The sequence below is a fragment of the Cellulosimicrobium composti genome (assembly GCF_010287905.1).
Taxonomy (GTDB): Bacteria; Actinomycetota; Actinomycetes; order Actinomycetales; family Cellulomonadaceae; genus Cellulosimicrobium; species Cellulosimicrobium composti.
Genome location: NZ_JAAFAN010000051.1, coordinates 1 through 13,610, shown reverse-complemented (window position 1 = coordinate 13,610; position 13,610 = coordinate 1). Strand labels below are relative to the sequence as shown.

The 13,610-nt window shown below is 77.1% G+C and carries 11 protein-coding genes and 1 pseudogene; 9 read left to right on the top strand and 3 right to left on the bottom strand.

The window, feature by feature from the left end:
* Positions 1-175: 175 nt before the first annotated feature.
* Genes GYH36_RS14275 through GYH36_RS14260 form a run of 4 tightly spaced genes read left to right on the top strand, consistent with a single transcriptional unit; the run spans position 176 to position 4,210 of the window.
* Positions 176-1,576 (top strand): hypothetical protein, encoded by a 1,401-nt coding sequence (locus GYH36_RS14275; protein ID WP_115943089.1) that lies wholly within the window; start codon positions 176-178, stop codon positions 1,574-1,576.
* Complete coding sequence (locus GYH36_RS14270) at positions 1,573-2,358, top strand: hypothetical protein (RefSeq protein WP_115943090.1); 786 nt, start codon at positions 1,573-1,575, stop codon at positions 2,356-2,358. Before GYH36_RS14275 ends, GYH36_RS14270 begins: the two co-directional genes overlap by 4 nt.
* Before the next feature lie 35 nt (positions 2,359-2,393).
* A complete protein-coding gene (locus GYH36_RS14265; protein WP_162290174.1) occupies positions 2,394-3,185 on the top strand; it encodes a polysaccharide deacetylase family protein in 792 nt (263 codons plus the stop codon).
* Positions 3,182-4,210 (top strand): glycosyltransferase family 2 protein, encoded by a 1,029-nt coding sequence (locus GYH36_RS14260; protein ID WP_155099868.1) that lies wholly within the window; start codon positions 3,182-3,184, stop codon positions 4,208-4,210. Before GYH36_RS14265 ends, GYH36_RS14260 begins: the two co-directional genes overlap by 4 nt.
* Positions 4,211-4,245: 35 nt before the next feature.
* Here the strand turns inward: GYH36_RS14260 and GYH36_RS14255 are convergent, their stop codons facing one another.
* Entirely contained in the window at positions 4,246-5,220 is a 975-nt protein-coding gene (locus GYH36_RS14255; protein ID WP_162290173.1) for a glycosyltransferase family 2 protein, read from the bottom strand.
* Between the two features lie 140 nt (positions 5,221-5,360).
* Here GYH36_RS14255 and GYH36_RS14250 point away from each other — a divergent pair, with 140 nt between their 5' ends.
* From GYH36_RS14250 to GYH36_RS14230, 5 genes are read left to right on the top strand one after another with little or no spacing between them, the layout of a single operon-like run.
* The gene (locus GYH36_RS14250; protein ID WP_162290172.1) at positions 5,361-7,370 is read left to right on the top strand and encodes a glycosyltransferase; all 2,010 of its coding nucleotides are present in this window, start codon (positions 5,361-5,363) and stop codon (positions 7,368-7,370) included.
* The gene (locus tag GYH36_RS20360; RefSeq protein ID WP_162290171.1) at positions 7,367-8,779 is read left to right on the top strand and encodes an O-antigen ligase family protein; all 1,413 of its coding nucleotides are present in this window, start codon (positions 7,367-7,369) and stop codon (positions 8,777-8,779) included. The genes GYH36_RS14250 and GYH36_RS20360 overlap by 4 nt, the downstream gene beginning before the upstream one ends.
* On the top strand, positions 8,776-9,930 hold the full coding sequence (locus tag GYH36_RS14240; RefSeq protein WP_115943096.1) for a glycosyltransferase family 4 protein: 1,155 nt from the start codon (positions 8,776-8,778) through the stop codon (positions 9,928-9,930). The genes GYH36_RS20360 and GYH36_RS14240 overlap by 4 nt, the downstream gene beginning before the upstream one ends.
* The gene (locus GYH36_RS14235) at positions 9,927-10,958 is read left to right on the top strand and encodes a glycosyltransferase family 4 protein (protein ID WP_162290170.1); all 1,032 of its coding nucleotides are present in this window, start codon (positions 9,927-9,929) and stop codon (positions 10,956-10,958) included. The genes GYH36_RS14240 and GYH36_RS14235 overlap by 4 nt, the downstream gene beginning before the upstream one ends.
* A complete protein-coding gene (locus GYH36_RS14230) occupies positions 10,955-12,130 on the top strand; it encodes a glycosyltransferase (protein ID WP_312028648.1) in 1,176 nt (391 codons plus the stop codon). Before GYH36_RS14235 ends, GYH36_RS14230 begins: the two co-directional genes overlap by 4 nt.
* Here GYH36_RS14230 and GYH36_RS14225 read toward each other — a convergent pair.
* On the bottom strand, positions 12,084-13,376 hold the full coding sequence (locus tag GYH36_RS14225; RefSeq protein WP_162290169.1) for a glycosyltransferase family 4 protein: 1,293 nt from the start codon (positions 13,374-13,376) through the stop codon (positions 12,084-12,086). The genes GYH36_RS14230 and GYH36_RS14225 overlap by 47 nt on opposite strands.
* A pseudogene (locus GYH36_RS19345) lies at positions 13,373-13,610 on the bottom strand (hypothetical protein); the annotation flags it as partial. The gene GYH36_RS14225 and the pseudogene GYH36_RS19345, both read right to left, overlap by 4 nt.

Sequence of the window (13,610 nt, the reverse complement as noted above, 5' to 3'; positions counted from 1 at the left end):
CCCGGGCGCACGTACCACCTCCGATCGAACCACGGTCACGGCCCTGGACGGGAGTGCATCCGGGCAAGTTCACCCGCGCGAGGGCTACTGGACGTCTCCGCGGGGGCCGTACCTTACTGTCTGCTGGTCGGTCGCCGGCGCACACGTGTTCCGGAGACGGATGGGGAGGTTCCAGATGCGCGAGCCCCGGGCGTCGGACGACGGCAGGACCGCAGGTGGCGGCACGGACGGCGTCCTGGTCGCCGACCGCGCCGCGACACCGGTCGAGCGCTTCTCCCCCTCCGCGCTGACCTACGCGTACGACGCGGCGCGCGGGACGTTCGCCCACCAGTACGACCGCGACCTGCAGCTGGTCGTGCTCTGGTCCGACGCGCGCCCGCACGAGGCCGAGGTCCTGGAGATCCTGCGGCGCGAGCTCGTCGTGCTCGCCGAGATCGAGGTCCGCTGGTCGCCGGACGAGGTCGTCACGAACTTCGAGCGCCTCTACGGCCAGGAGCTGTGGGGCACGTCCCCGAAGCCCGAGCAGGTCGGGGCGGGCCCGTTCCTGCTCGTCGTCGTCGAGGACCCCGACCCGCGGTACGGGTACCGCAGCAACGTCACCGGGTACGTCGAGCTGACGAACCTCGCGGTCGCGCGCGCCAAGGCCGCCGCCCGGTCGCTCGTCGGCGGGTACCGGATCCACTCCAGCAACAACATCCGCGAGTTCTTCCACGACGCGACGCTCGTGCTCGGCGAGGACCGCCTGCGGTCCGTCCTCGCGCACACGGGTGACGAGCCGTACCGCGAGGTCGTGTCGGACGACGTCGTCGGGAGCGGGGGGTGGCGCGACCTCGCCGAGCTGTTCGGCGTCCTTCGTCTGACGAGCGAGTACGTCGTGCTGCGCAACGCGGAGGACCTGCCGGTCGCCCTGGAGGAGGACCGCGAGATCGACGTGCTCGCGCGCGACCGCACCGACCTCGCGGCCGTGGCCGGCGCGCGACCGCTCGACCCGGGCGGGCAGGGCGTCCAGCACGGCTGCCTCGTCGCCGGGGAGCAGGTCGTGCTCGACGTGCGCGAGGTCGGCGACGGCTACCTCGACCGGCGCTGGCAGGACGACCTGCTGCGGCGACGCGAGTGGCACGCGGGCTGCGTCGCGGTCCCCCGCGTCGACGACCACTTCTTCTCGCTGCTCTACCACGCGAAGGTGCAGAAGCCGGCCGTGAAGCCGGTGTACGTGCCGCGGCTGCGCGCGCTCGCGCGCGAGGTCGGCCTGCCCGCCGACGTCGCGGAGCGCATCACCGACGACGACGTCGCGGCGAGCGTGCTCGACGGCTTCCTCTCCGCCCACGGGTACGGCCTGCCGCGCAGCGAGGACGCGGGCGTGCACCGCAACGACGCCGTCGTCGAGAGGTTCCGGCTCACCTCGGTGGAGCCGACCGCGCTGTCCCTCGCACGCACGGAGCTGTGGCACGCGGCGAGGCACTCGCGCGCGGCGGAGCTCGCCGCGCGGTCGACGCTCCTGCGCGGCGCGTTCCGCGGCGGCCGCGCGGCCGTGCGACGGGCCCGCCGCCTGGTGCGCAGGGAGGCGGGCTCGTGACGGAGACCCAGCCCGAGGGGCCGGTCGGCCCCGCCACGACCGGCGCACCGATCGGGCGCGACGTGCGGCCGGAGCCGGGCGTGCGGCGCACGCTCACGAGCCGGGTCCTGGGCCGCGCCAAGCTCGTGTACCTCTTCGGCTGCCCGGTGACCTCGACGTTCGTCAAGAGCACCGACTACGCGGTGACCGTGTACACGACGACGCGCGGGCAGGCGACGGTCGGCAAGTTCTTCGCGCGCGGCGAGCTCGGGCGCTCGGGCTTCGCCGCGGAACGGCTCGCGGCGGACGTCGTCGGCGACCGCGCGTGGCGCATGCCGGTCGTGCGCTGGCACCGGCGAGGGTTCACGGTGCCGCGGCTGCCCGACGAGGCGCGGCTCGACCTCGCGTGCCGGGACATGAACCGTGCGCAGCGGCTCGAGGCCGGCGTGTGGGCGCTCGACGTGCTGCTCGAGATCTACCTGCTGGGCTACCTGCACGGGGACCTGCAGCCCCACAACGTCTGGCTCCTCGACGGCCGGCTCGTCGCGACGGACTTCGAGACGTTCTCGAAGCGGACCCCGGGCATCCCGTTCCTCGACTCGGGCGACGTCACCGGCAACGACCCCGCGCCCCGGCCGCGCCCGCTGGACCCCGCGTTCGACCCGGACGACGACTGGTCGTTCCACCACGTGCTCGGCGTGAGCCTCGAGGACGCCGTGCAGGGCCTGCGCGCACGCCTCGCCGCCGCCGACGACGACACGTCGCGGCGCAAGCTCGACGCGCTCGAGGGCCGGACCGGATGACGCCTGCCCCGACCCGCACCACGAAGGGACGGCCCATGCCGGATCTCGTCGTCCGACGTCGCGACATCGAGCGCGACGACCCGCCCGCCGGCGCGTTCCGCGGCGTCGCGTACGGGCGCGGCCTCCTGCCGTCGTTCCTCACGCGGTCGCTCGGGACGTTCTGCGTCGACACCACCGACCGCGTGTACTCCCTCACGTACGACGACGGGCCGGACCCGCGCACGACGCCCGGCGTCCTCGACACCCTCGCCCGGCACGGCGCGCGCGCGACCTTCTTCGTCCTGTCCGACGCGGCACGCCGCCACCCCGCGATCGTCCGCCGCATCGTCGCCGAGGGGCACGAGCTCGCGCTGCACGGCAGGGACCACACGTCGCTCCTCACGATGGACGACGACGCGGCGGTCGCCATGGTCCGCGACGCGCGCGCGGCCGTGGAGGACGTCGCCGGCGAGCGCGTCCGTCTCTACCGCCCCCCGTACGGCGAGCACACCTGGGGCCAGGCGCGCGGGGTGCGGCGGCTCGGCCTGGAGCTCACGATCTGGTCGGGCGACGCCTTCGACTGGGTCCACGACGAGGAGGAGGCGGTCGCGCGCCGCGCGCTCGCGTCCGTCTTCCCGGGGGCCATCCTCCTGCTGCACGACACGCGCGCCGACCCGGAGACCCTCGGCCCCGGCGAGCGGCTGCCGGAGTTCGACCGCGCCGACGTCCTGGACCGGATCCTCGCCTCGACGCGCGCCCGCGGCTACCGGGAGGCGACGACGGGCGAGCTGACCGCGCGCTACCGCCGCGTGCGCAGCATGGCTCGCGAGCGGATGGCGCGCGCATGAGCGGCACCGGCGCCGTCCCCGAGCTCTCCGTCGTCATCCCGGCGTACGACGCCGCCGAGACGCTCCCCACCCAGCTCGAGGCGCTGCTCGCGCAGCGCCCGACCTGGCCGTGGGAGGTGGTGGTGGCCGACAACGGGTCGACGGACGGCACGGCGGACCTCGTGCGGTCCTGGGCGGCGACGCGGATGCCGGAGCTGCGCCTCGTCGACGCGTCGGCGCGCCGCGGTCCGAGCGCCGCACGGAACATCGGCGTGGCTGCGGCGCGCGCGCCGCGCGTCGCGTTCTGCGACGCCGACGACCGCGTGGGCGACGGCTGGGTCACGGCGATGCGCCGCGCGCTCGACGCGCACGAGTTCGTCGCAGGACCGTTCGAGGGCGCGCTGCTCAACCAGGGGTCGCGGTCCGCCGTGAGCTGGACGGCCCAGGCGCACGGTCTGACGGTCAAGCCGTTCCTCCCGCAGTTCGTGACCGCCGGCTCGGGGAACATGGGCGTCCGCACGTCCGTGTTCGAGGAGGTCGGCGGGTTCGACGAGGGCGCGCGCACCGCGGAGGACGACGACTTCTGCCTGCGTGTCCAGCTGCGCGGTCACGCGCTCGTCTTCGACCCGGAGATCGTGCTGCACGTGCGCCGCCGTGACGGGCTGTGGGACGTCTGCAAGCAGGCGTTCTCGTACGGCGCCGGCGAGCGGCGGCTCATGCACCGCTACGCCGAGTTCGTCGCCGAGGCCCGGGCCGACGGCTCCGACGCCCCGGGCACCGGGCCGGACGCCGGCCCCGCGGCCGGGCGCCCCGCCCCCGGGCCGGGCGGCACGGTCCGCCGGGCAGTCAGCCTGCTCCGACGGGTAGGGCGCGTCGCCGGCCGTGCCGCCCGCAAGGCCACGACCGTGCGCCACCCGGGCGACCTGTCCGACGTCGCGTGGCGCGTGTGCTGGTCGCTCGGCTGGCGGCTCGGGCGCGTCGACCCGGCCACTCCCCAGGTGAGCCGGTCGCGGCCCGACTCGTTGCAGGGCGACCTGCGACGCTGACACCGTGGCCGCCGTCGCGCGGCAGGACGGTGCGGTTAGCGGGACCGCGCACCGCGGAGCCGACCGGCGGCGACGCGCACGGGCGCCGTGGGCGAGAACCGGACGGCCCACACCGCGTCGCCGAGCGCGGACGACGCACGTCGCTCCGCCCACGCGGCGCGGGCCGCACGACCTGCGCTCCACCACGCGAACCGGTCGTTGGCCCGGAGGCGCTCGTCGTACGCCTCGGCGAGGTCCCGCCGCCCGGCCGCGAGCGCCGCGGCCCGGTGGCGCCGCAGGATCGTGCGGATGCTCGTGGCGAGCTCGCGGTGCGACCGCGTCGTGTTGGACGGGTGGTAGCGGTAGTCGACGAGCACGTCCTCGACGAACGCGAAGGGCCCGTGCGCCGCCGCGGCGAGCACGAGGTCGAGGTCCTCGCCCTGCCGGTACGCGGGGTCGAAGCCCTCGACCGCGTCGAAGGTCGCACGCCGGATGACGAGGTTGGGCAGCATGACGCCGGGGCCGCGGATGACGGCGCGCCGGTCCGGCGCGGGGCGCTGGTCGGCCGCGACGAGCTCGGCGCCGTCGGCGTCGATCGTGCGCATGCGGCAGTAGCTGACGACGGCGTCGGGCTGCGCGGCCATGGCCTCGACGTGGCGGCGCAGGCGGTCGGGGTGCCAGCGGTCGTCGTCGTCGAGGAACGCGAGCAGGTCGCCCGTCGTCTCGCGCGCGCCGGCGTTGCGCGCGGCGGACACCCCGGAGGGCGCGCGGCGCACGACCCGGGGCCGCGGCGCCCCGGCCGGTGCCGGGACGCCGTCGACGAGGCGGCGCAGCGCGTCGGGGTCGGGCGAGCCGTCGTCCACGACGACGAGCTCGGCCGCGGGGGAGGTCTGGGCGTGCACGGACGCGATCGCCTCGGCGAGGTAGGGGCCGCCGCGGTTGGTGGCGACGACGACGCTCACCCGCGGGCCGGGGGCTTCGGCGGCCGGGGCGGCGGCGGGCGCGACGTCGGCGCGCGGGGCGTCGCTCACGTGTCCTCCTGCGTCGTGGGCGGGCGCGTCGGGCCCGGTCGCGCCGCCGTGGCCGGCCGCCACCGGGAGGGCACGGACGGACGGGGTGAAATCGGCGGATTCATGCGGGATCCGACACCTGCTGGGGGACAATCTCCCACATGAGGGTCCTCCGCGTCTCGCACAGCGCCGTGGTCGACGCCTGGCGCGAGCGCGAGCGGGCGCTGCGCGCCCGCGGCGTCGACGTCCGGCTGCTGTCGGCGCGCGCGTGGGACGAGGGCGGCACCCGGGTCCCGCTCGTGCCGCGACCGGGCGAGCCGGTGCGCGGCGTGCGCACGCTCGGGTCGCACCCGGCGCTGTTCGTCTACGACCCGCGCCCGCTGTGGCGCGCGCTGCGCGAGGACTGGGACGTGCTCGACGTGCACGAGGAGCCGTTCGCGCTCGCGACGGCCGAGATCCTGGCGCTCCGCCGGCTCCGGGCGCTCCTCGCGCGGCGCCCCGCTCCCCCGTTCGTCCTCTACTCGGCGCAGAACCTCGCCAAGCGCTACCCGTGGCCGTTCCGGTGGTTCGAGGCGCGCGCGCTGCGCGGCGCGGCGGCAATCTCCGTGTGCAACGACGAGGCGGGCCGGATCGTGCGCGCGAAGGGCGCGCGGGGGCGCGTCGAGACCGTCCCGCTCGGCGTCGACGCCGCGGTGTTCTCCCCCGCGCCCGACGCCGCGCGCCGCGCGCCCGGGACCGGTCGCCTCCGCGTCGGGTACGCCGGGCGCCTCGCGCACCACAAGGGCGTCGACGTGCTCCTCGCGGCGGTCGCGGGCGACGACCGCCTCGAACTCGTCGTCGCGGGCGACGGGCCGGACCGCGGCGCGCTCGAGGCGGCCGCGCGGCCGCTCGGCGACCGCGTGCGGTTCGTCGGCGCGCTCGCGGACGACGACCTCGTCGCGTTCTACCGCTCGCTCGACGCGCTCGCGGTGCCGTCGCGCGAGACCCCGGGGTGGGTCGAGCAGTTCGGGCGCGTCGCGGTCGAGGCCATGGCGTGCGGCGTGCCCGTCGTGGCGACCCGCACGGGCGCCCTGCCCGACGTCGTCGGCGGGGCGGGGCTGCTCGTCGCGCCCGACGACCCGGACGCCCTGCGCGCCGCGCTCGGGCGGCTCCTCGACGAGGAGCACCTGGCCGCAGGGCTGCGCGCCGCGGGCGCCGAGCGCGCTGCGTCGTGCTCGTGGGACGAGGTCGCGCGCACCTACGAGGACCTCTACGCGACGGCGGCACGACCGGGGGCGGGCGGCGCCCCCACCGCCGCGACCACGGCCCGGACCGCCGCGGCCGCCGCGCCGCCCGAGGTCGTCGTCGTCGCGTACGGCTCCCCGGACCTCGTGCGCGACGCGCTCGCGCCGCTCGCGGGCACGTACCCGATCACGGTCGTGGACAACTCGTCGCTGCCCGAGATCCGGGAGGCGACGGAGCTCGCGGGCGGGCGCTACCTGGACCCGGGGCGCAACGGCGGGTTCGCCGCGGGCGTCAACCACGCGCTCGCGCACCGCCAGGCCCCGGGGACGGACGTCCTGCTCCTCAACCCCGACGCCGTCGTCACGCCCGAGGACGTCGAGACCCTCCACCGCGCGCTGCACGCGCGTCCCGGCATCGCGAGCGTGGGCCCCGAGCAGGTCGACGACGAGGGCACGACGGCGCGCGTCGTGTGGCCGTTCCCGGCGCCCGCGGCGACGTGGCTCGAGGCCGTGGGGCTCGCGCGGCTGCGGCGCACGCCCCCCGACCGGTCCTTCGTCATCGGCTCGGTGCTCCTGCTCAACGCCGCCGCGATCGACGACGTGGGGCCCTTCGACGAGCGCTTCTTCCTCTACGCGGAGGAGACCGACTGGGCCTACCGCGCGGTGCGCGCGGGCTGGCGGCACGCCGTCGTCCCGGACGCGCGGGCGATGCACCTGGGCGGTGCGACGAGCAGCGACCCGACCCGGCGCGAGACGCACTTCCACGCCTCCCAGGAGCGCTACCTGCGCAAGCACCACGGCGCGGCGGGCTGGACGGTCGCGCGCGCCGGCGCCGTGCTCGGGGCCGCGGCCCGCAGCGTCGCGCTGCGCGGCGAGGGCCGCGCGAGCGCGCGGCGCCGGCTGCGCCTGTACGTCACCGGCCCCGTCCGCGCGGAGTCGGCGCTGTGACCGACCTCCACGTCCGTCTCCCGCGGCGCCGCCCGGTCCTGTACCGGGCGCCGCGCGTCCCGGGGGCGGTCCTGGGGCGCACCCGGACGACCGCGGCCTGGGTCGCGGGGGGCGCCGTCGTCGTCGCGCTGCTCGGCGTCGTCGGCTTCGTCCTGCCCGAGCTGCAGACGGCCGCCGTCGGGGCCGCACTGCTCGTGCTCGTCGTGGGCCTCACGGCGTACGAGCCCGTGGCGCTGCCGATCCTCGCGATGCCCGCGCTCGTCGTCGTGCAGCGCGTCGGCGGCGGCGGCGTGGACCTCTCGCTGAGCGACTTCGCGCTGTTCGGCGCGTTCTGGTTCGCGCTGTTCTTCTCGCCCCGCCCGTTCTCGCGGCCCATGCGCGCGATGATCTGGCTCTCGGTGGTCTACCAGGTCGCGACGCTCTTCACCGTGATCGTCAACCCGTTCACCGCGAACGTCGTCGAGTGGTTCCACGCGTGGGTGTCCGTCGCGGGCGCGCTCGTGCTCGGCTGGGCGGTGGGGCGGTCGGGGCGCGCGCGGCTCGGCCTGACGCTCTTCCTCGCGCCGTGCCTCGCGATCGCGGCGCAGACGTGCGTCGTCGCGCTGCAGCAGCTCGCGGCGGGCAACACCGGGCCCGTGTACATCGACGCGCCGATCGCGATGCACAAGAACTTCATCGGGTGCGTCCTCGCGTTCGCCGCGCTCACCGCGTACGCGCGGCCCTGGTGGGTCGGCTGGCCGCGCTGGTTCTCGCTCGGCGCGTTCTGGCTGTGCTCGCTCGGCGTGCTCGCCGCGCAGGCCCGCCAGGCCCTCATCGGCCTCGCGATCGGCATCATGCTCATCACGCTGCGCGGCGACCCCGACCGCAAGCGCTCCAAGCTCATCCTGCTCGCCGCGATCCCCGCGATCTACTTCGTCGTGCTCGCGGTCCAGGAGCAGCTCGCGTCGGGTAACCAGTTCAACTCCGCGAACCAGCGCCTCACCTGGTACGCCGACTCGATCGACGTGTGGCAGCGCAGCCCGTGGGTCGGGATGGGGCTGCGGTGGTGGACGGCGGGCGTCACCGAGTTCGTCTTCCAGCCGCCCAACGTCGAGCTCGAGGTGCTCTCCTCGGCGGGGATCGTCGGGCTCGCCGGGTTCCTCGTCCTGTTCCTCGGCGGGATGGCCGTGCTGTGGCGGATCAACCCGCGGTTCGGGACGCTCGCGTTCTCGATGCTGATGATGCGGTTCGTCCAGGGCCAGTTCGACCTGTTCTGGGTCTCGGTCCAGGTGACCGTGCCGTTCGTCATCGTCGGGGTGTGCCTCGGCGCCGAGGCGTACGCCGAGTCGCGGCAGGCGGCGCGCGAGGAGACCGGTCGAGAGCTCCCTCTCGACGAGCTGCGATCCGTCCGGGAGATGGCCGAACGATGACGAACCTGCGGATCCTGCAGATCGCCCCCGAGATCGCGCCCGGGAGCGGGGTGGGCGGCGTCGCGCACCACCTCGAGGAGGCGTTCGCGCGCGCGGGCGTGCCCACCGAGCGCTTCACGCTCGCGGACGCGCGCGGGGCGTGGCTGCCCGAGCCCGGCCCGGGCGTGCGGGGGCGGCTCGTGCTCCTCGCGCGCGTCGTGTGGTTCTCGACCGTCGGCACCGTGCTCGCGCGCCGCCGGATCGCGCGCGCACGGCACGGCACGGACGGTCGCGCGCTCGTGTCGGTCTGCCATAACGACGTCGTCGCGGGCGACGTGTACGTCAACCACGGGATCCTGCGCGTCGCCATGCGGGCGCGCGGCGGGTACGCGTGGCGCATGGCCCGCAACCCCCTGCACCTGTTCACCGCCGCGCGCGACGCCGCGCGCTACCGCGGGCGGACCCACCGCGTCGTCGTCAACCTCACGAGCGCCGAGCGCGACGCGCTGCGCGCCACCTACCCCCGCCTGCGGGTGCCGGCGGTCGTCATCGGCAACGGCGTCGACGTCGCGCGCTTCGCGCCGCCGACGTCCGCCGAGCGCGCCGCGGCCCGCGCCGCCGCCGGGGTGCCCGACGACGCCGTGCACGTCGTGTTCGTCGGCCACGAGTTCGACCGCAAGGGCCTCGACCTCGTGCTCGACGCCGCCGCCGACCTGCCCGACGTCCACGTGAGCGTCGTCGGGGGCACGCCGGACATGCTCGCCGACGTGCGCGCCCGGGTCGCGCGGCTCCGGACCGCCGACCGCGTGCACCTCGCCGGCCGCGTGCCCGACCCGAGACCGTGGCTGCACGCGGCCGACGCGCTCGCCCTCCCGAGCGCGTACGAGGCGAACGCGCTCGTCGTGCTCGAGGCGCTCGCGTGCGGCGTCCCCGTCGTCGCCACCCCGGTCGGGTACGCGCCCGACGTGCTCGAGGACGGCCGCACCGGCTGGCTCGTGGACCGCACGGTCGACGGCGTCCGCAAGGGCCTCGCCGCGGTCGCCGCGCTCGACGACGACGCGCGCCGGGAGGCGTCGCGCGCCGCCCGGGCGACCGCCGAGCGCCACGACTGGGACGCCGTCGCACGGCGGTACCTCGCGCTCGCCGCCGAGCTCGCGGAGGTGCGCCCGTGAGGATCCTCCACGCCGTGCGGTCCGACGGCTTCGCGGGCGTCGAGCGGCACGTCGCGCGCCTCGCGCGCGCCCAGTCCGCCGCCGGTCACGAGGTCGCCGTGATCGGGGGCGCGCACGGCGGCATGGCCGCGACCGTCGCCGACCCCTCCGTGCCGCTCCTGCCCGCCACGACGACGGGCGACGTCGTCCGCACGCTGCGCGCGTGCGGCGCGGCGGCCGACGTCGTGCACGTGCACATGACCGCCGCCGAGGTCGCGGCGGCCGTCGCCGCCCGCACGACGCGCGGGTTCCCGCCCGTCGTCACGACGCGCCACTTCGCGCGCACGCGCGGCACGGGCGCCCTCGGCCGGGTCGTCGCCGCCGTCGCGTCGTCGGCCGTGCGCGCGCAGATCTCCATCAGCCGGTACGTCGCGGACCACGTCGAGGGCGGGAGCGTCGTCGTGCACCCGGGCGTGGACGACCGTCCCGACGGCCTCGACGCGGCCGCGCGCGACGACGTCGTGCTCGTCGTGCAGCGCCTGGAGCCGGAGAAGCGGACCGACCTCGCGCTCGCGGCGTTCGCCGCGTCCGGGCTCGCCGAGCGCGGCTGGCGGCTCGAGGTCGCGGGCGACGGCTCGCAGCGCGGGTCGCTCGAGGACCAGGCCGCGTCCCTCGGCATCGCCGCCACGACGACGTTCCTCGGCGTGCGCCGCGACGTCGACGCGCTCATGGACCGCGCGGGGCTGCTCGTCGCCCCGTGCCCCGTCGAAGGGCTCGGGCTCAGCGTGCTGGAGGCGATGGCGAGCGGGCTGCCCGTCGTCGCGTCGGCCGCGGGCGGGCACCGCGAGACGCTCGACGGCGTCGACCCGCTCGCGCTCTACCCCGCGCTCGACCCCGCCGCGGCCGGGCGCAGCCTCGCGACGCTCGCCGACGACCCCGCGCGCCGGGACGCGTGCGCCGCCGCGGGCCGGGCGGCGCAGCGCGCACGGTTCACGCCCGCGGCGCAGGTCGAGGCGACGGACGCGGTGTACCGCTCGGTGCTCGCGTGAGCGCCGGGACGCCCGCCGGCGGGATCGGCGACGTCGTCGTGCTGTCGCTCGAACGGTGGGACGACGTGTGGCGGCGCAACCAGTACCTCGTCGCGGAGCTGTGCCGCGCGGACCCCGGGGCACGCGTGCTGTTCGTCGAGCCCGCCGCGGACCCGCTGCACCGGCTCAGCCGCCGCGGTCTCCCCCGACCCGGGCGGGGCGTGCGCGCGGCCCCCGCCGTCGACGGGATCGCCCCCGGGCGGCTGCTGCTCCACGAGCCGACCAAGTGGCTGCCCCGCAAGGTCGACCCGCGCGTCGACGACCGCCTCGCGCGCGGCGTCGAGCGCGCGGCGCGCCGCGCGGGGCTGCGCCGGCCGGTGCTGTGGGTCAACGACCCGTCCGGCGCCGCCGTCGTGCGGCGCACCGGCTGGCCCGCCCTGTACGACGTCACGGACGACTGGCTCGCCGCCGACCGCTCCCCCGCCGAGCACGCACGCCTCGTCGACGACGAGCGCACCCTCCTCGACCGGTGCGCCGAGGTCACGGTGTGCTCCGCCGGGCTCGTGGCGCGCAAGGGCGCGCAGCGCGCGGTGACGCTCGTGACGAACGGCGTGGACCTCGACCGCTACCGCGACCCGTACCCGCGCCCCGCCGACCTCCCCGCGGGCCGCGTCGCGCTCTACGTCGGCACCGTGCACCCCGACCGCTTCGACGTGCCGCTGCTGCTGGAGACGGCGCGCGCGCTCCACGGGCGCGCCCGGGTCGTGCTCGTGGGCCCGGTCGTCGATCTGTCCCCCGCGGAGCACGCGGACCTCGCTCGCGCGGGCGTCGTGCAGCTCGGCCCGCGGCCGTGGACCGCCGTGCCCGCTTACCTGCGCCACGCCGACGTGCTGCTCGTGCCGCACGTGGTCGACGCGTTCACGGACAGCCTCGACCCGATCAAGCTCTACGAGTACCGCGCGGTCGAGCGACCCGTGGTCTCCACGCCCGTGGCCGGGTTCCGGGACGACCCGGGCGTCCGGGTCGGGGACGCGGCGACGTTCCCGGCGCTCGTCGTCGCCGCGCTCGACGACGCCGCACCCCCGCGCGAGGACCGGCTCACCACCCCGCCCCCCGACGTGCCGACGTGGCGCGGTCAGGCCCGGCTCATGCGCGACGCGCTCGGGCGGACACGTCGGTCCAGACGTCCGTGAGCACGCGCGCGGTGCGCTCGACGGGGAACCTCCGCAGCGCGGAGTCCCGCGCGCGGACCGCGCGCTCGTGCGCGGCCGCGGGGTCGTCGAGGACGTCGAGCACCGCCGCGGCGAGCGCGTCGACGTCGCCCGGCGGGACGAGGATCCCGAGGTCCGTCCTCGTCGGAGCGACGTCGGTGCCGGCGTCGGCGTCGGCGTCGGCGTCGGCGTCGGCGTCGGCGTCGGCGTCGGCGTCGGCGTCGGCGTCGAGCAGGATCTCCTCCACGCCGCCCGCACGCGTCGCGACGACGGGCACGCCGCGCACCATCGCCTCGACCACGACCTGACCGAACGGCTCGGGGACGGGCGACGCGTGGACGCACACCGCGGCGCCGTCGAGCTCGGCGCGCGGGTCCGCGACGAACCCGACCATCTCCACGTGGTCGTCGAGGCCGAGCCGGGTCACCTCCGCGCGCACGCGTGCCGCGTAGTCCTCCGCGGCGAACGCGGGCTCGCCCACGACGCGCAGCCGGGCGCCGGGCACCGCGTCGACGACCGTCCGCAGCGCGCGCACGACCTCGAGCTGGCCCTTCGTGGGGCTCAGCCGGCCGATCATGACGACGACGGGCGGCGGGGCGTCGCCGCGACGGGCGAGACCGCCACGCCGCTCGAGGGCCTCGTCCGACCCGTCCGCCTGCTCGGGGGCGAACCCCGGGTAGGCGACGGCCGTCGTCACGGGGAGCGTGGCCGCCGTCGCGCGGGAGTTCGCGACGACCGCCGCCGGGACGCGGCGCGCGAGGCCGCGCACGACCCGCACGAGCGGGCCGGGCAGGTAGTCGGGAGCGATCCGGTCGTGCACGTGCCACACGAGGGGACGGCGCGCGGCCGCGGCGGGCACGATCCCCAGGAGGTCGGCCTTGAGCGACGTGGTGTGCACGACGTCGGGGCGCAGGGCGCGCAGGCGGCGCGCGAGCCGCCACAGGAACGGGACCGTGCGCAGCGCGCCGAGGAGCGTCGCGACCGACAGCCGCCCCGCGCGCTCGCGGTCCACCGTCGCGACGGTCGACGCGAGCGGCACGACCTCGACGGGGACGCCCGCCGCCGCGAGGCGCGCGCGCAGGGGGCCGTCGGCGAAGAGCACGACGCGCGCGTCGACGCCCGGGCCGAGCGCCGCGCACGTGCGGACGAGCGCGAGCTCGGCGCCGCCCAGCTCGGCGGTGTGGTCGAGGACGAGGACCCGGAGCGGTCTGCCGCCCGGGGCGCTCACCACCGGAACGGGCGCTTGCGCGCGTCGGGCTCCGCGTCGTCACCGCCGTCGGCGGGGGCAGCGGGCTCGACCTTGCTCCACGCGGGCGCGAGCACCGCGCGCCGCGGACCGTCCGCGGGGGCCGCGGCCGTCGGCGCCGCGTTCCCGGGACCGGAGGCCGCGGGCGTGGCGGCGGGACCCGCCGCCGCGGGGGCGGAGCTCGCCGGGGGCGCGGGGTTCGCGCCGGCCTGGGCC